Annotated in this window: 16 protein-coding genes and 6 pseudogenes; 14 read left to right on the top strand and 8 right to left on the bottom strand. The window is 61.4% G+C overall.

Going from position 1 to position 21439, the window contains the following annotated elements; genetic code table 11:
• Positions 1 to 41: 41 nt before the first annotated feature.
• The gene (locus tag OR16_RS17475; protein ID WP_006159271.1) at positions 42 to 1628 is read right to left on the bottom strand and encodes a hypothetical protein; all 1587 of its coding nucleotides are present in this window, start codon (positions 1626 to 1628) and stop codon (positions 42 to 44) included.
• A 378-nt stretch (positions 1629 to 2006) separates the two neighbouring features.
• The gene (locus tag OR16_RS17480) at positions 2007 to 2465 is read right to left on the bottom strand and encodes a MarR family winged helix-turn-helix transcriptional regulator (protein WP_043420189.1); all 459 of its coding nucleotides are present in this window, start codon (positions 2463 to 2465) and stop codon (positions 2007 to 2009) included.
• 65 nt (positions 2466 to 2530) lie between these two features.
• Here OR16_RS17480 and OR16_RS17485 point away from each other — a divergent pair, with 65 nt between their 5' ends.
• From OR16_RS17485 to OR16_RS17540, 11 genes and pseudogenes are all read left to right on the top strand, one after another.
• Positions 2531 to 2824 carry a DUF1330 domain-containing protein gene (locus tag OR16_RS17485; protein ID WP_006159273.1) on the top strand — a complete coding sequence of 98 codons (294 nt, stop codon included), beginning with the start codon at positions 2531 to 2533 and terminating at the stop codon, positions 2822 to 2824.
• Between the two features lie 363 nt (positions 2825 to 3187).
• On the top strand, positions 3188 to 3757 hold the full coding sequence (locus OR16_RS17490; RefSeq protein WP_043420152.1) for a TetR/AcrR family transcriptional regulator: 570 nt from the start codon (positions 3188 to 3190) through the stop codon (positions 3755 to 3757).
• Between the two features lie 126 nt (positions 3758 to 3883).
• Positions 3884 to 5311, top strand: a complete 1428-nt coding sequence (locus OR16_RS17495; protein ID WP_043420153.1) for an aldehyde dehydrogenase family protein — start codon at positions 3884 to 3886, stop codon at positions 5309 to 5311.
• A gap of 180 nt (positions 5312 to 5491) precedes the next feature.
• On the top strand, positions 5492 to 6169 hold the full coding sequence (locus OR16_RS17500; protein ID WP_006159276.1) for an NAD(P)H-binding protein: 678 nt from the start codon (positions 5492 to 5494) through the stop codon (positions 6167 to 6169).
• Positions 6170 to 6306: 137 nt separating this feature from the next.
• Complete coding sequence (locus OR16_RS17505) at positions 6307 to 6660, top strand: nuclear transport factor 2 family protein (RefSeq protein ID WP_006159277.1); 354 nt, start codon at positions 6307 to 6309, stop codon at positions 6658 to 6660.
• Between the two features lie 418 nt (positions 6661 to 7078).
• Complete coding sequence (locus OR16_RS17510; protein ID WP_006159278.1) at positions 7079 to 7456, top strand: hypothetical protein; 378 nt, start codon at positions 7079 to 7081, stop codon at positions 7454 to 7456.
• A 538-nt stretch (positions 7457 to 7994) separates the two neighbouring features.
• A pseudogene (locus OR16_RS17515) lies at positions 7995 to 9408 on the top strand (isocitrate lyase).
• A gap of 457 nt (positions 9409 to 9865) precedes the next feature.
• Positions 9866 to 10783 (top strand): annotated as a pseudogene (locus OR16_RS41410) (MFS transporter); the annotation flags it as partial.
• Between the two features lie 58 nt (positions 10784 to 10841).
• A pseudogene (locus OR16_RS17530) lies at positions 10842 to 11707 on the top strand (glutaminase).
• Between the two features lie 222 nt (positions 11708 to 11929).
• Positions 11930 to 12394: a helix-turn-helix domain-containing protein gene (locus OR16_RS17535; RefSeq protein WP_006159281.1), complete on the top strand. Its 465-nt coding sequence runs from the start codon at positions 11930 to 11932 to the stop codon at positions 12392 to 12394.
• Positions 12391 to 13665 carry a type II toxin-antitoxin system HipA family toxin gene (locus OR16_RS17540; protein ID WP_006159282.1) on the top strand — a complete coding sequence of 425 codons (1275 nt, stop codon included), beginning with the start codon at positions 12391 to 12393 and terminating at the stop codon, positions 13663 to 13665. The genes OR16_RS17535 and OR16_RS17540 overlap by 4 nt, the downstream gene beginning before the upstream one ends.
• 112 nt (positions 13666 to 13777) lie before the next feature.
• On the opposite strand, the gene OR16_RS17545 is transcribed toward OR16_RS17540, so the two are convergent.
• On the bottom strand, positions 13778 to 14581 hold the full coding sequence (locus OR16_RS17545) for a BPL-N domain-containing protein (RefSeq protein ID WP_006159283.1): 804 nt from the start codon (positions 14579 to 14581) through the stop codon (positions 13778 to 13780).
• A 76-nt stretch (positions 14582 to 14657) separates the two neighbouring features.
• Complete coding sequence (locus tag OR16_RS17550) at positions 14658 to 15311, bottom strand: LysE family translocator (RefSeq protein WP_006159284.1); 654 nt, start codon at positions 15309 to 15311, stop codon at positions 14658 to 14660.
• A gap of 280 nt (positions 15312 to 15591) precedes the next feature.
• Here OR16_RS17550 and OR16_RS17555 point away from each other — a divergent pair, with 280 nt between their 5' ends.
• Both OR16_RS17555 and OR16_RS17560 read left to right on the top strand, forming a co-directional pair.
• Positions 15592 to 15834: a hypothetical protein gene (locus OR16_RS17555; protein WP_006159285.1), complete on the top strand. Its 243-nt coding sequence runs from the start codon at positions 15592 to 15594 to the stop codon at positions 15832 to 15834.
• Positions 15835 to 16287: 453 nt separating this feature from the next.
• Positions 16288 to 16578 (top strand): hypothetical protein, encoded by a 291-nt coding sequence (locus OR16_RS17560; protein ID WP_006159286.1) that lies wholly within the window; start codon positions 16288 to 16290, stop codon positions 16576 to 16578.
• A gap of 196 nt (positions 16579 to 16774) precedes the next feature.
• On the opposite strand, the pseudogene OR16_RS45930 reads toward OR16_RS17560, so the two are convergent.
• The 4 genes and pseudogenes from OR16_RS45930 to OR16_RS17570 form a co-directional block, all read right to left on the bottom strand.
• Positions 16775 to 16903 (bottom strand): annotated as a pseudogene (locus OR16_RS45930) (VOC family protein); the annotation flags it as partial.
• 122 nt (positions 16904 to 17025) lie between these two features.
• A complete protein-coding gene (locus OR16_RS17565; protein ID WP_006159287.1) occupies positions 17026 to 18360 on the bottom strand; it encodes an HdeD family acid-resistance protein in 1335 nt (444 codons plus the stop codon).
• 653 nt (positions 18361 to 19013) lie between these two features.
• Positions 19014 to 19172 (bottom strand): annotated as a pseudogene (locus OR16_RS41420) (EamA family transporter); the annotation flags it as partial.
• A 55-nt stretch (positions 19173 to 19227) separates the two neighbouring features.
• On the bottom strand, positions 19228 to 20316 hold the full coding sequence (locus OR16_RS17570) for a hypothetical protein (protein ID WP_237717101.1): 1089 nt from the start codon (positions 20314 to 20316) through the stop codon (positions 19228 to 19230).
• Positions 20317 to 20872: 556 nt separating this feature from the next.
• On the opposite strand from OR16_RS17570, the pseudogene OR16_RS17575 reads away from it, so the two are divergent.
• A pseudogene (locus tag OR16_RS17575) lies at positions 20873 to 21259 on the top strand (transposase); the annotation flags it as partial.
• Positions 21260 to 21439 lie beyond the last annotated feature (180 nt).

The raw sequence follows: 21439 nt of genomic DNA on the forward strand, positions 1-21439 counted from the left end.
CCGCAGTATCTTCAGCAACTTAGGCCCGTGCTGGAACGCATTTAGTGCGCCGCGAGATACGCTTTGGCGGCCGCAGTCTCGGGTCGCGCGCTGTCTGCATTCTTCGCGAGCGCAAGGAGTCGCCTGTAATAGTCGGTCGCTATCTCGCGCTGCCCGGCAGCTTCCGCTGCACGCGCCGCGCCATACAGCCCGCGATAGCGATTCGGATATTCCCGTAACGCCGACTCGTATTCATGAAGGGCTTGGCCCGGCTTTCCTTCCTCGAACAACAAGTCGGCAAGCAACTCCCGCATCGGGCAGAGCCGGTTCTCCATAGCCACGTTCTTGATGCTGGCGTCCTCGCCGTCTGCGGCTGCTCGCATCAATTGCTCCGCCTGCGCGCGGTTGCCTTCGGCCAGCGCGATCCACGCCGCAACAGCGGTAATCTCTTCTTCGGTTCGTCCTACCCAGTACGATTCATTCGCTCTCTCAAGGTCCTGGCGCAAACGCTTCATTGCGTCAATCTCCTGCCTTGCGCTGGTCGGATCGCCGCTGCGCGCCATCCCGAGACCGCGCGCAAAGCGCGTGATCGAATCCGCGTACGCCCAGTTGTTCGAGGTGACGGGCAGAGCGGCGGCGCCCTTCCAGTCTGCGCGCTCAAGCGCATAGCGCGCCGGCATCGCCGCAACCGAGTTCTTGTTGCCCTTCAAGGTTGGCGGCTTCTCCAAGGCGTCGGCCACCCCCTGGTCGATCAAGGCACGTGCCTTCACGTCCTGCGACAACTGCAGACGCGCATAGACCACGAAGTCCAACGCGTGGTAGTAATCTGGCTGGACCTCAAGCGCACTCAGGTTGGAGGTGATCGATTGCTCCCATCGCCCGAGCATCGTGTAGATGTGCGACGGCATGTGCCGCGCGTGTGGCGACGCGGGAGCAATAATGGCGTACTTGTTGGCCGCGGCGAGACCCTTTTCCGCAAGAGGCGGATAGTCGTAGGCATGGATCAGGTAATGCGCGGCGCCGGGATGCTGCGGGTTCTTCGCGAACAGCCTCTCCAAAATCTCAGCGGACTTTCGCTGGTTGGCATAGGTTCGGTCCGTTGGTGGGGCGGCAGCCTGCAGGGAGAGCGCGTAGTAGATCCAGACTTCGTCGTCCTCCGGATAGCGCTGCGTCATCCGTTGCATGGCGTCGGCGTAGGCCAAAAGCCTGGCGCCGAGGGGCACCTTGTCGTAGTCACGGTAATACGCGCCGATCGCGTCGATCCAGTCACGCTCGCGTTGGGTCTTTGCCCCGACCGCACGAGCCTTGGCAAGCGCTTCCGACGCCTCCTGGGCATCGCGCTGCGGTGGCGGGCCTGCGAGGGAATTGCCCAACAGATTGACGGCGATCCCCCAGTCGGCGATCGCACAGCCCGGATCCTGGTCGATGACCGCCGCGAAGGTCTTGCCCGCCTCGGTGAACCAGAACGAGTGCAGCAGCGCGACGCCACGCTCGAACAGTGGCTGGACCTTCGGGTCGCACGAGGTTGGGAAGCTGACTTTGCCGAGCTGGCCGGTGCTTGCCTCGTGTCCATGTTCGTCGGCGAGCACCGAAGCCGATCCCAAGAGCAGCGCCGTGGCCACGATGCCGGCAACGTTCCGAGTGCGCATGAGGATCCTTCCGATCGTCACGACGATAATCGATATTTTAGACGATTCATCTGAGCTGTCCCAGCGCTCGCAACTCGCGCGGAAAACGCAGGCAGCTTTGTTCCGTAGGCCTAAGTGTCAAGCGCACACCTGGCCGCGGAACGGCGAAAATGGGTCGGGAAGGGGCGACCGAGAGGCGAGCGGCAGCGGTCCCTTCCCGGCCACGAGCGGTCATAGCCGTAAAGCGCGAAATGTTCTCCATAGCTGTCGTTGGGGGCGTCTATTTCGGAAAAAAACGGTGCCCAATGCGGTGCCGAATCCAGGATCGCCGCACGTACGCGAATTCTCGTCGACTAGCCTTTCTGAAGTTATCTCGAGCTTCGTCCCACAAAGGTCATATTACGTACATGAGGATTCTGCGGCCTCGGCCAGCTCCGCCATTGCCTGCCTTACCGAACGAAGTTCTTCGTCACCCATGCGACGGGCGAGTTCCGCCTTGGCCCAATTCCACACCGGGAACGCATCGACCACGAGTCGACGCCCAGATGTCGTCAGCGCTAGCCGCTTTCCAGCGCGGCCACGTCCGCCTTCAGCGCGGACCAAATCTCGGCTCTCCAGATTCTGAACATTTCGGCTGAGGGTAGTCGGATCGACCCCAGCCCTATCCGCAAGCTCGACGAGCGTCGCCCCCTCGGTCGCACCGATCCCAACCAAGAGGCTAAATTGCTCGGCCGTCAGCCCGAGCGGCTTGAAGCAGGCATTGTAATATCGCGTGAGTGCACGCGCCGTTGCACGAGCCTGGAAGCCCGGACACTCCGCTGCGACACCCTTCAAAGATTCTGGATCAAAACCGTTCACGTCTACCTCCTTGACAACCCCCATCCTAGCATAATAGTGTATATGCATTATTAGGAGGAGGCAGAATGCCGGCATACGTACACGTCAATCTACGCGTCATCGACTCCGCCAAGCAGGCCGCGCTCGCTCCGCGCTTTCAGGCGGCGCTAAAAGAGGCGGGCGGGCGGATTCTACATTTCGGTCCTGTAGCGCAGATTCTAGAAGGGGATGAGGTGCCGCTGCCGATGGCCGGCGTGTTTGAGTTTCCGACTCTCGCCCAAGCGCTAGCCTTCTACAATTCCGAGAGGTATGCGCCGATCAAGGCCGAACGTCAGGAAGCCCAGCAAGCGCGCATGTTCATAGTCGAAACGCACTCGTGAGTGACCGCTTTCGGAAGGCGTGACGGTCCGGAATGGGTCGGCTACTGCCGGTCGCCCTTCGGTCACGACCGCCGCCTGTCGGCCAGAAGCTGCCGCCGACGAGGACGCGCGTGTAGCTCATGGTCGTGGCTACGCCGGCATGCCCCAGTAGGACGCGACATTCGTACAGCGCTCGTCTTCAAGTCGCTAGAACAACGGCGTGTGAACGAGCCTGCCGCAGAACGGAAGCAGCCGCTCAACGCTGACGATAACCTCCGCAGTTCGGGTCGGCCGCCGAGTAGAGCCCCCAGGCGAGTCTGAACTTGACACCGTCGGTCCGAAATTTATAATTGAGCGTTCAATCGCTCATTTATATCTAAGTCCATGGCCCGCCCTTTGAGCCCAGAGAAGCGCCTCGCCTTACTGCTGGCCGCAACGGAAATCGTTGCCGAACAAGGTGTGATGGCAACCACCGCAGGCATCGCGCGACGCGCTGGTGTAGCCGAGGGATCCCTCTTCACATATTTCGAGAACAAAGAAGGGCTATTCCAGGAGCTGTACCGCCATCTGAAGCGAAGCTTGGCTGACGTCATGATGCCAGACTACCCGCATCAAACCAGCGTGCAGTTGCGCATGCAACATGTATTCCAACGCTACGTGGGATGGGGGTTGGAGAACCCGACCATGAGATCTGCCGTTGCACGCTTGTCAGCATCGGGAGTCGTCCTCGAGGAGACTCAGAAGCAAGCGCTCGAGCCCTTTCGGGACGTGTATCAGATGATGGAAGATGCGATTCGCTCTAAGGCAGTAGTTAGCGCGCCGCCGGAGTTTGTCTGGGCGGTCATGGAGAGCATCGCTGACGCGACGATCGATTTTGTTGACAAGCGACCGCGGGACGCCGAACATCGACGAAATCTGGGCTTCATCACGGTTTGGAAGGCAATCAGCACTTAAAAAATTTCAGCTTTAAATGAGCGCGTACTTGCTCATTTAAAGCCGCGAAAGATAGGGCGCCGGCGCTCGGGCGCTCGTTTCTCCATGTTCGGTCGGCGACACCGGCGCATTTCAAAGGACACAATCATGTCTACAACCCATCGGTCTATTACTACCCACTACATCAACGGTGAATTCGTCGCGTCGCATGGACAAGACGTGATGGACATCATCAGCCCGACGACTGGCCAGCTCATCGGTCAGGCCACGCTGGGCGACGCAGTGGATGCCAAGCGCGCCATCGAGGCAGCCAAGCAGGCCTTCGCGAGCTTTAGCCGAACGACGCCGCAAGGGCGAGCAGCACTGCTGCGCCGCCTGCACAACGCAGTGAACGCGCACGTCGACGAGCTGACGGAGGCCATGGTCCAAGAGTACGGGGGTGTCGTGGTGTTCGCCAAGCCGATCGTCGAGACTGGCGTGAACGCATTCCTCGCTGCTGAAAAGGGGATCGGAGAGATCCAGTGGACTGAGCAATGGAATACGACTTCGGTGACTATGGAACCGGTCGGTGTGGCGGGCCTCATTACGGCGTGGAACGCGAACTCCCTGTTCATTTGCCTGAAGCTTGCTTCCGCCGTCGCGGCGGGCTGCACCGTGGTTCTCAAGCCCAGCGAGATGAGCGCCATCCAGACCCGGGTGCTCGTCGAGGCAATCCACGAAGCCGGTCTTCCCAAGGGGGTCTTCAATGTGGTGACCGGAGCCGGCCAGACTGTAGGCGCCGAACTGGTGCAAAATCCCGACGTCGCGAAGATTTCCTTCACGGGTTCGGCGGCCGTCGGCCAAAGCATCATGCGAGACGGCGCCGCGACGATGAAGCGTGTGACGCTCGAACTGGGCGGGAAGTCGCCCACGGTTTTGCTTGACGACGCCAAGCTCGACCAGGCCATTCCCTCTGCGCTCATCATGGCCTTCCTGAACAGCGGCCAAGCCTGCGCCGCCGGCACTCGGCTGCTCGTGCCTCGGAGCCGCCTGGAAGAAGTGAAGAAGGCTATCCGCGAGACGATGCCAGGTTTTGCCGTCGGCGACCCCGCCGATCCCAAGACGGCAATTGGACCCATGGTCTCGCAAAAGCAGTACGAGCGGGTGCAGTCCTACATTCGCAAGGGCATTGAGGAAGGCGCCGAGCTGCTTGTCGGCGGAGAGGGGCACCCAGAGGGACTGGAAGCCGGTTTCTTCGTCAAGCCGACGGTATTCGTGAACGTGACGAACGACATGACGATTGCGCGAGAGGAGATCTTCGGCCCAGTGTTGAGCGTCATCAGCTACGACACCGACGAGGAAGCCGTTAACATCGCCAACGACTCACCGTATGGACTGCACGCCGCGGTCATTGGAGCCGACGAGGCCCGTGCACGTCGGATTGCCTCGCAACTGCGTACAGGCCGCGTCTGCATCAACAACATGGCCGATGACCCTGATGCGCCTTGGGGCGGATTCAAAGCCTCCGGCCTGGGCCGTGAATACGGCAAGTACGGCATCGAAGCTTTCATCGAGGCCAAGGCCATTCTCGGTTGACCCACGCGTGCAGACGGGCATCCGCGGGCGCTCGCCTGTCGGCGACCCGTCTGCTGGCACGCAAGGTGTCGAATACCTCCATCATCTACGGCGACGCCGGCGGAAATGCCCCGGCATGGCCGGCCGAATGAATCCGATCAGCGACTGGCATTCGTCCAGCAAGAATCAAGGAGCACATCGATGAATGTAGTTCTCTTCGGCGCCAGCGGCATGGTGGGCCAGGGCGTGTTGCGCGAGTGCCTGAAAGATCCATCAGTGCAAAGGGTCGTCTCCGTTGCCAGGACGCAGGTCGATCAGCAACACCCCAAGCTGGTCCAACTCGTGCAACGGGATCTCTTCGACCTGAAGCCGTTGGAAGCTCAACTCGGCGGACTGGATGCCTGCTTCTTTTGCCTGGGCGTGAGTTCGGCCGGCATGAGCGAGGAGCAGTACCGTCACCTCACCTACGACCTGACCGTGTCCGCTGCGGCAACGCTTCTGCGTCTCAACCCCGGGATGAGCTTCATATACGTGTCGGGCACGGGTACCGACAGTACCGAGCAGGGCAAGACCATGTGGGCCCGAGTGAAAGGTGCGACCGAGAACGCGCTGCTCCGGATGCCCTTCAAGGCTGCCTTCATGGTCAGACCCGGTGTCATCCTTCCGCTGGACGGCATCAAGTCCAAGACGCGCAGCTACCGGATGTTTTACGACGTGTTTGGCCCGCTGCTGAAATTGGTCTTCCGGCTGCGGGCCGGCTCGATGACAACGACCGAGAAGCTTGGTCTGGCCATGCTGAACTTGGCGCGCCACGGAGGGGCAGAAGCCGTCCTCGATGGCGCCGCGATCAATGCCGCTGCGCGGCAGCCTGCAAACTGATCCTCAATACCTGAAGGACACTGCCATGGGAACTCACATGCCTATCTCGCTCGGTGAACTGGCCGACCGCCTGTCCATCCGCGAACTGGTCGACGCCTACGCAACCTGTGCGGATTACGCGCAATGCTGAAGGTCAGATGGCGCTCTTCACCGAAGACACGGTGTTCATCGTGTACATGGATAGTCGCGCTTCGGAGCCTTCTTACACGCTCCAGGGCCGCACGTCCCTGGCTCCGGTGTTCGACAACCTCAACACGTATCAGGCAACGATGCACTTCAATGGCCAGAGCGCCGTGGAGCTGACGGGGGACCGGGCCACGGGATTGAGCTATTGCATTGCCCACCACGTATCGGTCGAAGACGGCAAGAGGACCTTGATGGTCGCCCACATCCGCTACCTGGACAGTTTCGTCAAGCAGGACGGCAAGTGGCTTTTCGCCGAACGCAAGCTGATGGTGGATTGGACGGAGACGCGGCCGATGGGTGCCTGACAGAAGGCGATGGGATAGGTGCATTCGGAAGCACTGGGCAGACATAGGCTTCCTACCGGTCCCGGTAGCTGCGGCGGCGAAGAAGTCGGACCCATTCCAGTTTCACACGCTCGGCGTCGACGACGCCCTGGAGATGGCAGAGCAAACTGAAGTTCGAAGGCTTGCCGGCCATCTACGGTCGCCTGGCCGCCGTTCGCCGCGCGGGGGAAGCGGGTACAAGCCAACCGAAACAGACCTACACTGATCCATGACCGGTCCTACCTATAAGCCGGCCTCTACGCTAGGTCAAAATTCGATCGGCGTGGACAGTCATGCTCGTCAGGTAGTCGGCCATTGCGGTCACCCACCCGATCGCATCCCGTACTCGTGGCCATTGCTTCCGGGCCAAACCGCTCGTTCCTGCGGAAAAGGAGAAGCCATGGAGGGGATAGCAAATACCACAGTCATGTTCATCGCAGGCTTTGGCCCGATCGTTCGTGAATCGGAGGCAAGCCGCAAGCTGTACAGTCAGGCCTTCGGTATCCCCTTCCATGAGGAGAAAGGCGGCTACCTGCATACGGAGGCTCTGAAAGGGGCAAACAGCTTCGCCCTGTGGCCGCTTTCTGAGGCAGCTCAGTCCTGCTACGGCCGGGATTCGTGGCCTGGTGACGTCCCTATCCCGCAAGCCTGGATTAGTTACCCCATCGATGCGAGAAGAGAAATAATGCTGGCCGCAATCAAGAGCCGGAGCACAGCAAATAAGTCCGGTTCCTGCGTCGGCGCGGCAAAGCTCTTGCCGATCCACACGATGAGATGACCAAGGTGCCGAGTCCATCGTCTGCCAGTTCGATTAGGCCAACTGTCACGCTCTCTTCCGTTCGGCCTGTTTAACGTTGGACTCGGCTCTGCTACATCCGGGGCCCCGAAGGAATTCTCATCGGGCTTGCCCAAGAGCTCGGGCAGTAGGCCACCCGATGAGCACATGTGACAGGTACAGACGTGATTGGGGTGCTCACTCGCGGAGGTCTACAAAATCCCCCCAACTCTCGTTGCTCAAGCCATCTGCCATCTGCCATCTGCGCTTGCCTTTACTTCTAGCAACTGAAAGCGCTTTTCACATTGTGGAATGCACGCAGAATTTCCGCAGTGTTTTGTTTTCGGTTCTCGAAAACGCGTTCCACATCACGAAATTCAGCATCTATCTCATTGAAAAATAAGGATAAACCAACTCTTATGTCTTATATAAGACTTCGCCGTGATACGACAAAAGCGCCATACAATGATTCCACGCTGCTTGCTTCGACATCCGTAGCGGTACACGCAACCCTTTCTTCAATCGCGCTTAGGAACATCGTATGGCCCAGTATCAAGACGACATCAAGGCAGTTGCTGGTTTGAAAGAGAACCACGGCAGCGCATGGAATGCTATCAGCCCCGAGTATGCCGCGCGCATGCGTGCCCAGAACAAGTTCAAGACGGGCCTGGACATCGCCAAGTACACCGCCAAGATCATGCGCGCCGACATGGCCGCCTACGATGCCGACCCGTCCAAGTACACCCAGTCGCTGGGTTGCTGGCACGGTTTCATCGGCCAGCAGAAAATGATCTCCATCAAGAAGCACTTCAACAGCACCGACCGCCGCTACCTTTACCTGTCCGGCTGGATGGTGGCCGCGCTGCGCTCCGAGTTCGGCCCGCTGCCGGACCAGTCGATGCACGAGAAAACCTCCGTCAGCGCGCTGATCCGCGAGCTGTACACCTTCCTGCGCCAGGCCGACGCCCGTGAACTGGGCGGCCTGTTCCGCGAACTGGATGCTGCCCAAGGACCTGCCAAGGCCGCCATCCAGGAAAAAATCGACAACCACGTCACCCACGTTGTGCCCATCATCGCGGACATCGACGCGGGTTTCGGCAACGCCGAAGCAACGTACCTGCTGGCCAAGCAGTTCATCGAAGCGGGCGCATGCTGCATCCAGATCGAAAACCAGGTGTCCGACGAGAAGCAGTGCGGCCACCAGGATGGCAAGGTCACCGTGCCGCACGAGGACTTCCTGGCCAAGATCCGCGCCATCCGCTACGCCTTCCTGGAACTGGGCGTGGACGACGGCATCATCGTGGCCCGTACCGACTCGCTGGGCCCTGTTCCAGTTCCGCGCCGGCACGGGCGAAGCGCGCTGCGTACTGGACTGCGTCACCGCACTGCAAAACGGCGCCGACCTGCTGTGGATCGAGACCGAAAAGCCGCATATCGCCCAGATCGGCGGCATGGTCAGCGAGATTCGCAAGGTCATCCCGAACGCCAAGCTGGTGTACAACAACAGCCCATCCTTCAACTGGACCCTGAATTTCCGCCAGCAGGTGTATGACGCGATGAAGGCCGCGGGCAAGGATGTGTCGGCATACGAGCGCGCCCAGCTGATGAGCGTGGAATACGATCAGACCGAACTGGCGAAGCTTGCCGACGAAAAGATCCGGACCTTCCAGGCCGACTCGTCGCGCGAAGCAGGCATCTTCCACCATCTGATTACGCTGCCGACCTACCACACTGCCGCACTGTCGACCGACAACCTGGCCAAGGAATACTTCGGCGACCAGGGCATGCTGGGTTATGTGGCTGGCGTGCAGCGCAAGGAAATCCGTCAGGGCATCGCCTGCGTCAAGCACCAGAACATGTCCGGCTCGGACATCGGCGACGACCACAAGGAGTATTTCAGCGGCGAAGCCGCCCTGAAAGCGGCAGGTAAAGACAACACCATGAACCAGTTCTGATACCAGTAGTACGCCCCAAACTTAGCGCCAACCCAAAACGGGTTGGCGTTTTTTTTGTCCGGCGACATAGCGCGGGGGGGGGCCTTTCGCCGGCACGCCACTCGAACAGTGGCAACTGCTGCAAGAGATTTTGGCCTGCTAGGAGGCTTGCAAGGGGTTGCCCGTTCATAGCTCAGAGGGGCGCGACACCTTGAGCGGACTTGCGTAGTACTGCGTAGCCTGCGCCTTTCCAACCGCCCCACGTGCAGGGTCTTTAACCCACCCGCCAACGCGCATCGCGAATTTGGCGCAAAATGCCGCACTTGCGCGATGGTGCCGGTGCGCTGCAATGCGCTGTGCATCTGCACGTGGCTAGCTGTTCTTCCGCCTCGGCGTGCGCGGCCTTCCTCTTCGCCGGGCGTGCGCACCGCCCCCGCGAGCTTCACCGATCTCTCTCTCGTTTTTCAATAACAACATCATGCGATTACCGCTTCTCGCGCTGGCTGCCGCGGCCTTTGGCATTGGCACCACCGAATTCGTCATCATGGGGCTGCTGCCCGATGTCGCCGCCGATCTCGGCGTTTCCGCGCCGGCCGCCGGCATGCTGGTCTCGGGCTATGCCATCGGCGTGGCCGTGGGCGCGCCCATCCTGGCCATCCTGACCAACAAGTGGCCGCGCAAGACCGCGCTGGTGGGGCTGATGGGCCTGTTCATCGTCGGCAATGCGCTGTGCGCACTGGCGCCCAACTATGCATTGCTGATGGCCGCGCGCGTGGTCACGGCGTTCTGCCACGCGGCGTTCTTCGGCATCGGCGCGGTAGTGGCCGCGGAGCTGGTCCCGCGCGAGAAGCGCGCGCAGGCGGTGGCGTTGATGTTCACCGGGCTGACGGTGGCCAACGTGCTGGGCGTGCCGTTTGGCACCGCCTTTGGGCACCTGATGGGCTGGCGCTCCACATTCTGGGCCGTCACCGTGATCGGCGTGGCCGCAGCGGCCGCGCTGGTGGCTTGGTTGCCCAAGGCCATCCCGATGCAGGCCGGCAGCATCCTGCGCGAGTTCCGCTCCATTGGCGCGGCGCAGGTGCAGCTGGCGCTGCTGATCAGCACGCTGGCATCGGTCAGCATGTTCACCGTGTTCACCTACATCGCCTATATCTTGCGCGACGTAACGGGCTTCACCGCGCAACAGGAGAGCATGGTGCTGCTGCTGTTCGGGGCCGGCATCACGGTGGGCGGCCTGGCCGGCGGCAAGCTGGCCGACTGGAAGCTGATGCCCGCGCTAGCCAGCTTGCTGGCTGCGGTGGCGGTGGTGCAACTGGTGTTTTCGTGGACCAGCCATTTTCCGGTGCCGACGCTGTTTACGCTGTTTGTGTGGGGCATGGTGAGCTTTGCCGTGGTGTTCCGGCGGGGCCCGTCGGGCTGTAGGATGTTGCCAGCAACGTTTCTTCGGGCCCCGCATGGACTACGCACACATCCTCCAACGCATCCACCGCGACATCGCGCCCTTGCTCACCCAAGGGCGCGTAGCGGACTACATCCCCGAGCTTGGCAAGGTACCCGCCACGCATTTCGGCATGGCGCTGGTGTTTGCCGATGGCCGCAGCCACTGCGTGGGAGACGCCGCGGTGCCGTTTTCCATCCAGAGCATCTCCAAGCTGTTTGCCTGCACGCTGGCGTTCCAGCTGCTGGGCGAGGACCTATGGCAGCGTGTGGGGCGCGAGCCCTCCGGCAATGCCTTCAACTCGCTGGTGCAACTGGAGTACGAGCAAGGCAAGCCGCGCAATCCGTTTATCAATGCCGGCGCGCTGGTGGTGACCGACGTGCTGTGCAGCCGCTTCGTGCAGGCCGAAACCGCGATGGTGCAGTTCCTGCGCCGGCTCAGCGGCAACCCGGCGATCGACTACGACCCGCGCGTGGCCCAGTCCGAGCGCGAGCACGCGGACCGCAATCGCGCCATGGCGTATTTCATGAAGGACTTTGGCCGGCTTGAGATGCCGGTGGACAAGGTCATCGAAGCCTATTGCCGCCAATGCGCCATCACCATGAGCTGCGAGGACCTGGCGCGCGCGGCGCTGTTCCTGGCGCATGGCGGGGTGGTGCCGTGGAGTGGCGAGCGCGTGCTGGACGCCAGCCCCACCAAGCGCCTGTCGGCCCTGATGCTGACCTGCGGCACCTATGATGCCGCGGGCGATTTTGTCTATCGGGTGGGTTGCCGGCCAAGAGCGGCGTGGGCGGCGGCATCGTGGACCATAGCGGAAACTCGCTGGCCGGCGTGCAGGCGTTGGAGTGGCTGACCACGCTGAGCGGGCATTCGATTTTTTGACTAGGGATAGGCAGGGACCGCCATCGAGTCGGTCCTCCGTTACAGCAGATGATTGATTGCCGTAACAGACTTAATGTGACTCAAGCGCTATAAATACAATTATTCCTGCGCTACTGCACACTGCGGAAGCAGGACGGTCAACGCACCTGTGTTATTGCATCCTTTCCAAAAAGTGCTATTATTTTTACATAATTAACCGGGATATGTAGAAATATTGCCATCATGGCGAAGAAAACCGCGCCACTCCTTCCCTCAGCCCAGCGTTTGCTTGTTGAATTCGGCGAACGGCTCAAGCTCGCTCGCCTGCGGAGAAAACTGACGGCCAAGCAGGTAGCCGAGCGAGCCGGGATGTCGCAGATGACATTGCGATCTCTCGAGGCCGGTGGCTCGGGCGTCACGATCGGCGCCTATCTTTCGGTGATGCAGGTTCTGGGCGTTGAGAACGACCTGGCCAAGATCGCAGATACGGACGAGATCGGCAGAGGCCTGCAAGACTCCCGTTTGCTGGGGCGTACGTCCAGCGGGCGCGCTGCAGCGTCTCGCTTGCCGCGCGACGAAACAGTTGCCCCTTCAGAGGACAGGCGGCCAGTTGAGACGGCGACACCTCTTCCCGTCAACAGTGAGTCCTTGGCTGCCTTGATCTCCCCAAGGAGAAAAAAGTCAGCGCGCGAGGGTCACGAGCGATGAGCAAGATGATAGGGGTCTACGCTGACTGGGATGGCCTGGAAGCCGCCAAGCGCCTTGGCTGGTTGCATGCCAGGAAGGCAAGGGCAGCGGAGCTGTTCGAGTTCGAGTACGATCCGGCGGCCTTGGCGGATCCAGCGTTGGGGCGCCTTCTGATTGATCCACGCATCGGACTCTATTCTGGCCCACAGTTTCCAGGAGAACATCAGGACAAGTTCGGGGTATTTGCAGATTCGTGTCCCGATAGATGGGGGCGCGTGTTGATGAGGCGCCGGCTCGAACGCGATGTTCGCGACGGCATCTTCCCCAAGGGCGCCAGGCTCTTTGAGTCCGACTACCTGCTCGGCGTGCACGACCGCTATCGGGTCGGTGCGCTTCGATACCGGCTGAACGATGAAGGAAGCTTTCTCGATAATCGCGATGGTATTGCGGCCCCGCCGTTCACCGAGCTTCGCGATCTGGAGCGCGCAAGCCGTGCTATCGAGTCGGATCCGGACAACACATCGGTGGATGGCCGAGCATGGCTACGGATGCTCATTGCCCCAGGGGGCTCTCTGGGCGGCGCGCGCCCAAAGGCCAGCGTTGCCGACAGCGATGGCAGCCTCTGGATCGCAAAATTCCCGAGCACCGGTGATGAGCATGACGTTGGTGCATGGGAGATGGTCGTGAATGCCCTGGCTACAGCCAGCGAGTTGCGGGTAGCGAAAGGGATGGCGCAGCGCTTCGCAAGCGACCACCACTGCTTCATGGTCAAGCGCTTCGATCGCACCAGTGCTGGCCGGAGACTTCATTTCGCTTCCGCCATGACCATGACCGGTCGGGTCGATGGTGACGATGCTGCCGCCGGCGCTAGCTATCTGGAATTGGCCGAAGTGATCATCCGGCATGGCGCGCAGCCCAGCAAGGACCTGCGCGAGCTTTGGTCACGCATCGTCTTCAACATCCTTGTCTCCAATACCGACGACCATCTGCGCAATCATGGATTCATCCTGATGCCAGGAAAGGGGTGGCGGCTATCTGAAGCCTATGACATGAACCCTGTTGCCATCGCCGATGGCCTGACGCTGAACATCACGCACGCTGACAACGCGCTGGACCTGGAGCTTGCGCGGGAGGTGGCCGGGTATTTCCGAGTTTCCATATCCGATGCCGATGAAATCATCGAGGACTTCAAGAGCGTTGTCGGTCAGTGGCGGATTGCTGCGAACGGATTACAACTGTCGCAGCGGGAACAAGACAATATGGCCTCTGCCTTTCGCCTGGCGCAGCGGTAGGCAGGGCGCGACACCGCTTGGATCGAGGAGCCCCGGAGCCGGAAAACCGTCGGTTGCGGGCCTGAGATTCTCCAGGTGCGACGTGGGATATCGCTATCGGCCACTCAGCCACTCAGCCCAGCATCAGCCCCGCGTGAGCCAGCAAGTGACGGAACACCGCCAGCCGGGCCTCCGCCGTCTGCGCCAGCTTGCGGCAAACGTGCATGTGCGCCGCCTTGTCGCTGTGTCCGAGCAAGGCGTCCTTGCACTCGCGATCCGAGATTTCCAGGTGGATACCCGTCAGGATTGCGCAGCCCTTGCCCACGGGAGCGCTCACGATGGCCGGCGGGGTGCCTTCCATGCCCGTGTACACGGCCAGGATCTGCGCCGCGTGGTTGGTTGCATCGCCAAAATCAAAGCGGCAGCCGCCGTGGTAGTGCGCGTAAAGCGTCATAGGCGCGGCGGTCAGGCTATGGGTCGTCCGTATTTCCGCAGCCGCGGTGCTCCGCGGCGTTGCGTCATAGGCGATGCCCCCGGTGAGCTCGGGCAACGAGCCTACCGCGACGGCATCCACGAAGCGCAGTTCGCGCGGGCCGCAGATGGCGCCCGGGGTACCGGCATGGAATGCGAGCTCACGGCAGGCGTAGTACGCACCCGCGCAAATGCCCAGGTAGGCGCCGCCTTCTTCAACAAAGCGCCGGATGCGCGCGTTGGGCTCGCCGTTCAAGGCGGCGCAGTAAGGCAGGTCCGCACCGCCCGGCATGACGAACATGACGGCGTCATCGAACAGCGTCGCATCCTGCCGGATGTCGTCGGCCATGACCGCCCGGATCTCGTACTCGCCGGGAAGCAGCTGTTGCCCGATCGTGCGCATCAGGCGCGAGGTCCCGTCCGAGGTGCCGGTGTCGATATAGGTCAGGATCTGGGGCTTCGGCATGATGGCTCGTTGCGTTTCAGCGCGAAAGTGCGGCCGTGGTGCGGGGGTGGTGCTGTGGTGGTGCTATGGCGCAGCCTCAGGCTTGCGCGCGCCGGTAAAACGCCAGCCCGCCCGCCAGCGCAATCAGCGTACCGCCCGACAACCGGTTGAGCCAGCGCATGCCGTCACCACGGAAGGCGTGCACGATGCGTGCGCCCAGCACCGCGTACACCAGCATCACGGCCAGGTTCAACAGGCATTGGGTCAGCGTCAGGATCGCATATTGCGGCAGCAACGGCGCGCCGGTATCGATGAACTGCGGCAGGAACGCCGAGATGAATAGCAGTGCCTTGGGATTGGTCGCCGCCACCAGGAAGCTGCGCGAGCACAGGGCACCGCCGCGTGCGGCGGCCGGTAGGGACGCGGCAGCGGAATCCGCCGGCACATCGGGTACCGTATCCGGCGCTTTGCCGGCCCGCAGCATCTTCCACCCCACATAGGCCAGGTAGGCGGCGCCAAACCACTTGATCGCCTCGAAGGCAACCTCGGACGCGGCGATGACCGCCCCAAGCCCGGCGGCCACGGTGACGATCAGGAGGATGTCGGCGGCGAGAGCCCCGGCCATGCCCCAGCACGCCTTGCGTACGCCATGCCTGGAGCCGTTGTTCAGGGCGAGCAGGACCGTCGGGCCGGGCGTGGCAATGGTCACGGCCGACGCAAAGACGAACAGGAGCAGGGTAGGGAGCGTCATGATGCAATCTGGCTGGGCGAGCAGGCGGGTGACATAGGATGATTGCCCGCCGGGAGATTGTCCAGTGCCGGGCATCTGCGGCATTGCAGCGCCATGTGTCGAGCAATTCGCAAAAGTGCAAGCCGGGATTGCACGAGATGAGCAAACATCGCCCGGTTTGATACGATGACAGCTGGAACGCAACGGAAGCCCGCAACCGTTTTGGCGCTTGCGATGCACGCTTGGATGATTAGCGTTCGCCCGGCCAGGTTGCGGTTCTCCAATAAATGCGGGGACAGCCATGATCAAAGAATACGCGTGGAAGAAGCGGGTCTTCGAGACCCATGAAGTGCAAGTGCAGGTGCGGCCGAGAACGCCCACCGTCTGGGAATACACGGTTCGGGTATGCCGCCCGGGCACGAACATCCGGGCCGCCGGGACGCTGCTGGAATCCTCCAAGGTGACGGACCTTTTCCACACGGCGGAAGCCGCGGAAACAGCAGGTTTTGCCCATGGTGCGGAACTGGCCAAGCGGCTGGCGTAGGGCGCGGTTGAAGGTTGGAAAGCGTTGATTTGGTGCTTTTTGTCGGCTGATCGCGTGGCAGTGTGACTTTTTGTAGCGGGTGGTTTGGGGCGTACTCTGTGCCGTTATACTGCGCAGGTCGTTGCAACCACAGCGACCGGGTTTAGCAGCCCGCGGAAAAAGGTGGACAATCCGCCATCAGGCGGCTTTTTTTGTCCGTCATGCCTTTGTGCGCCCCTACGGGCGGGCCTGGGCGGGGGAGCCTTCGGGCTCGCCGGTTCCTTTTTCCCGGTCTGCTAACCTCGCCTTGCGCCCGCCCACCCCGATTAGCAGCGGGGTGGGCGGAGTCGAATCCGCGTGAAAAAGGAGGCACACCCATGCCCCAGTCTTCGCTCGCCCGTTCCGGGCAAAGCGTTTTTCCCAAGCTCCCAGTCATCTGCCTGCGCCTGCGCGCCTCCCTGTGGAGGGCGCCCGATGTATAAATATCCGCAATACAACATCACCGCCCAACGCTCAGGCCGCGACACTTTCCTCACCGCGCACGCCCCCTCAGAAAGCCCGCTAAGCCTCGCCGCCGAGAAAACCGCGCAACTCAACGCGCTGCTATCGGTTGCTGTCGAGAACGCTGCCGGCGGCACCTTCTGCAACATCACCGAAGAAACACAAGGCCATCTCCTTTCGTTGGCGGCTGTGCTCGCGCATGAAACGCTCGTGCTGAGCGAGTTGGCAGCGCTGGACGATGAGGGGAAGGGCGCCGACGGATGACGGTGGATGCGCTAAGCATTGAAGGCTAGCTGATCGGGCCTCGCCCTACAGCCGGGAAAGGGCTGGCGGGCGAGGCCGAATCACTGGCGCTTGCTGAGTGCTGACATTGCGTGTTCGCTTTGATGTCGCTGGCCGGGCAAGAAGAGCATTCCAGTTCGTACGGACGAAGCGCGTGTTTCGCGATCGAGTGTCCGTGCTATGCCGGCACCGGATCGTGACAACAAACACAGATCTTGTTTCCCTCGGGGTCTCGAAAGTAGGCGCCGTAGTAGTGTGGGTGATACTGAGGTCTCAAGGCGGGCGCTCCCTCACACGAACCATCCGCGGCACTTGATCTGCTTCCGGGGCTATCGCTCGAAACTCTTGAGCATTGCTATTGGGCTGGCGTCCCACGACACATTGCTTCCGGAGTCGAATGGCAAACCTTGGCTCTGCCGTCGCAAGCTCCTAGGCATCTCGATCGTCCGCTGGGCTGGCGGAACTGCGCCGCTTCAGTGTGCCGATGAACGTGGCCCAGGCGAAGGGACGTGGATCGGCCAGCATGCTCATGGCGCGCGCGTAGTCGAGGGTCAGGCCCGGCGTCCACGCCATCGTCGCGGCGCGCTTGCGTAGATGCGCCGCAACCCACAGTTCAGGAGTCAGTACCAGGCGGAACAACGGCCACCACCCGTCCAGCCGCGCCCAAACGCGCGCGCCGGCGCCTTCCAGCGCGGCATCGAGCGCCCGTGCCACTGTACTTGAGCAGTTGCGGTGGGTCAGGTTGTATGTGGTGTCACGCTGATAGGCATCCCAGAATTCGCGCAGGCGCTGCGCGTCGTAGTTGCGGATGCGCACCTGCACCGTCGACGGACACCACGCCTTCGATTCGGTGGGATAGTCGGCTTGGAAAGTGCCAGGCACGTCGTTCTCGCGCGTGGCGCGCAGCAGTCGGGTGAAGTCGTCGGGCGCGCGGTCGATCTCGACCGCCGGGTAGAGGCTGATGTAGACGCCTTCTGGCGATTCCAGTGCCGCGTGGCCGGTGGAAATCACGCCATTTCGGTCCACCGCGGCGATATAGCGGTCGATGATCGGCTGGCGGCGCGCTTCGGTCTTTGCCGATCCCACCGGCGTCCAGACGTGCACGGTCAGCGCGTGTTCGTCGGCTGCGGGCGGGCCGCTCCATGTCGTGAGTCGCTGGTCCGCATCATCGGCAGAGCCGGCTTCCGATGTGCCACGCAGTTCCGGATTTCCGGCCAGCCTGCGCACGCGCGATGCGAGCAGCAGCATGTTCCAGCCACCGAAGATCAGCCCAAGGCCCACGCAGTAAGGCACGGTGCCCGCGTAGTGCGTAGGGTAGGGCTGGATAAAGAAGATCGCTACTGCAATCTCGACGATACCGCCGGCCATCGCCAGCCGCCAGGTACGAAAGCGCACCACGCGTGCCGATGCCACCTGCAGCAGCCCGTCGGCCAGAAACAGCAGACCGAACAGCAGCGACAGGACCATGTGGCCATGGTGATGGCTGGCCAGCACGAGGCTCGCCGCCACGCTGAACGCCATACCCTTGACATAGCGCAGTGTGCGCTGGCCGCCCATTCCGGTCCACGCCACCGCCATGGTAGCCAGCCCTTCGAGCAGCAGCAGCCATGCAAACGGTTCAATCGGGAAATCGAGCCGGCCATCAAGTGCATCGATAATCAGCGCACCTCCCGTGATCACGCTGATGGCGCCGGCCCAAGCCAGTGCGCGCCATCGCTTACGCAAGTAATCCACGCCAAGCAGAAGCATCAGCAGGCGAACCATCGGCAATCTCCAGATCGTCTCAACGGAATGTTAGTCGAATTCTACTGTCGGATTGCCGGTCCATGGGCTCTGGCAGCCGCATTCCGATTGTCGTCAATCGCCGTATAAATGGCGCCAGGGTATTGGGCGACAACGACTCCTGCCGGACGGCCATCCGCACCGGGTGGAGAACGCGCCGGAATTCTCATGGTCGGCACACGTCGTTATGCCATGCGACGCGAGGAGAGGGTGATCGATCGGGTGCGGCACGGTCTGCGCACGGTGGCAAGCGTCCGAAACAGGCACAGCCTCGGACATGTGATCGGATCGCGACCATTGCGGTCTTGACCCATCGGCATTGCCAAGCGGTGGACGTGCCCCTCTGTCTGCAAGCACAGGCTCACGCTCAAAGATCGCTGCACCCGGCGAATCAAGGAGAATCCGCGAATTGCGGGATATATGGGTAGCGGCAGGCCGAGGTCGCTTCCCGGCCAGGAACGGTCCTTCGACATCGGCCGCTAAATCGTTGACAATCGCGCGAGAACAAAACTATTGAGGAATGCCCTTGTTGCATCCGTTCGGTAGTAAGCTGCGTGTCGCGATAGATCCGGGGGAGGGATTCCCGCTCGCGGCATTCGGCACCTTCGTGATTCGCCCCGCGTCTTGAGTCGAACTTACTGGCGCCCACGCAACGCCACGAACACCGCACCGGCAATCGCCATCAGGCCGCCGCACAACGTCGCGATGCCTGGTCGCTCGCCCGTGAACCATGTCGACAACGCTGTCGCCACCGCTGGAGTCAAATAGAGAACATTCGCCGCGCGTGATACGCCGATCAAAATCTGATCAGTGTCAACAATCTAGATCGCCCTACTCAACGGAGCCACCTCATTCCCCCACCAATTGCGCCGCAACCCCTGCATGATCCGACGGCCACAGGCCACTCGCGGTTCTGCTTGCCTGATTCGCGCCGAACAAGGCGATCGTTTGTACCTCGATATTGCCTAGAATCAGTATCAGGTCAGTTCTCTGGGATAGCTGGGACAGAGGGTTGTTCACGAGTTGCGCCTGGCAGCACGTGAATCCGGCAAGGAAGGGGTAAGTCACCGACCACGCATCCTGATAGCCAGCAGAAACGAAATCCGTGTATGTGACGTCCTGCGGCGGCGGGGCGGCTTGCGCATTAGAATCCATGGCCAGGATCACCGGCAGCACCGTTTTTGCCGGACCGGCGCGCAATTCGGCGCCTTGAAGCTCACGAATATACGGGACCGCCGATTCGAGATGTGTGCCAATGAAGCGGAACGCCTTGTCGTGGAATTTGGCGTCCACGGAAACCCAGGCCCTGGGCAGCGGCACGGTCCCGATCGGCGTGGGCAAGAAAACACTGTTCGCGAACTGCGCCGACAGTGGATTGCTCCATTGGAAAAGCGACGGATCGAGATCGGTGCGGGCGAGAATCGCTATCTGATTAATGACCTGCACACACAGAAACGTGGAGGGCAATATTAGTCCCGGCGTCGGCGGAAACGCATATTGCTGTGCCTGCACGGCGACCTGATAGTGGGCTCCCTGGGCGGCCAGCGCATTGAGCAGTTCCGGCAACATGTCGAACTCCCGCGTGACCGGCCCGCACGTCGAGGTGGCTTGATCAAATGGCCCGGAGGACCACTGGTCCAGTTCCTGCAGGCTTACCAGCGCAGGGCCGGCAGCGATGATCTGCTTCGCCAGCGCGTGCATGCGCTCGGGGGGATTGGTCGCGCGCACCTGGGTGATGGTCTGCCCCACGGCGACGAGGAACTCCTGCAATCCCGATGCCCGTGCCACTTCCTGGTAATCCGTGCCTTCGTCCGCGTTATAGGTCATCACCCGCAGATCGCCTTTTCCAAGCGAGAGCGATTGCGCAGATGCGGACACAGGAAGGCAGGCAATGAATAGGAGCAGGCCGAAGAGCCGATGGCGTAACGGTTTCATCATAGCCTTCCTTTCTCTCACCACACGTTTCTGAATTATTTTTACGGTCGGCATTCGAACCCGGCATGGTATGACTTACGTCGGCTCAAGCATGGATCGCCAGCCCGCGCATCGGCGGTCACATCCCAATGCAAAACTCGTACCATGCACCGTTAAGTGTTGATACGAGAAGGGCTAGTGGCTTCACACCCCTTGAAGGAAGGTGACTTCGAGCCGAAACTGTTTCACGGTTGGAACAGTGGTTGTCACTTGCGTTCTGTTGTCCTGACACCTCTTGGGAACATGCGTCCGGTGGCTCCTCGCTCCCACTTGCGGTGGGTCGTGGGTGGTCGCGTCGCTCAATACCGTCAAGATTCTCTTCGAAGTTGTGTCGATAACCTCGCCGCTGGATGGATACATACGGGAGCCAGCGATGCTGCACTTGATCCAGGCCACCGAATCTCGAGTCTTAATCGCCTTCCTAGAGACCATTGAGAGAGCAGCCAAGTTTCAGGAATGCATGGCTCCACAATTTCCATCGTCTTCGCATTCGCTTCGAGCGCCGCGCTGACATTCACGAAGCCAGCGCCTGGTCGCCCTCGATGAACGCGGCGTGACCTTCCGCTGGAAGGACTACCGGGAGAAGGGACGCACGCGTTACAAGCCGATGACGCTCGAGGCCGCGGAGTTCATGCGGCGCTTTCTCTTGCACGTTCTGCCCCACGGATTTCACCGCATTCGTCACTACGGCCTGCTCGCCAATCCGGTGCGTCGCGAGAACGTTGCCAAAGCACGCGAGCTGCTCAACGTCACGCCCGCAGTCAGCTCACCGCATGACGACATAGCACCGGTCGCGCCCACCCCGTTTATCTGTCGGCACGGCGGCGCGCCAATGATGGCTCCACCGGAAAAGAGACCGCAATGTCAGACACTTGTGGCGCCGCGCTCGGCGCGCGATGGCGTATGAAGCGAGTTACTACGTCAGCGGGCCGCCAGGTGTGGTGAGGCTTTGCGCTGGGGCTGGGGTACGACGGCATCCTTTTCCTGACCGCCTCGGATTGGCAGATTCACCCTTTGCGGCAAAACGTATCAATTCTGAAACGTAATCGGTGGATTTTTCAGTCCTCACTACCTGCCCAACCCCATA

The sequence above is a fragment of the Cupriavidus basilensis OR16 genome (assembly GCF_000243095.1).
In the GTDB taxonomy this organism is placed as follows: domain Bacteria; phylum Pseudomonadota; class Gammaproteobacteria; order Burkholderiales; family Burkholderiaceae; genus Cupriavidus; species Cupriavidus basilensis_D.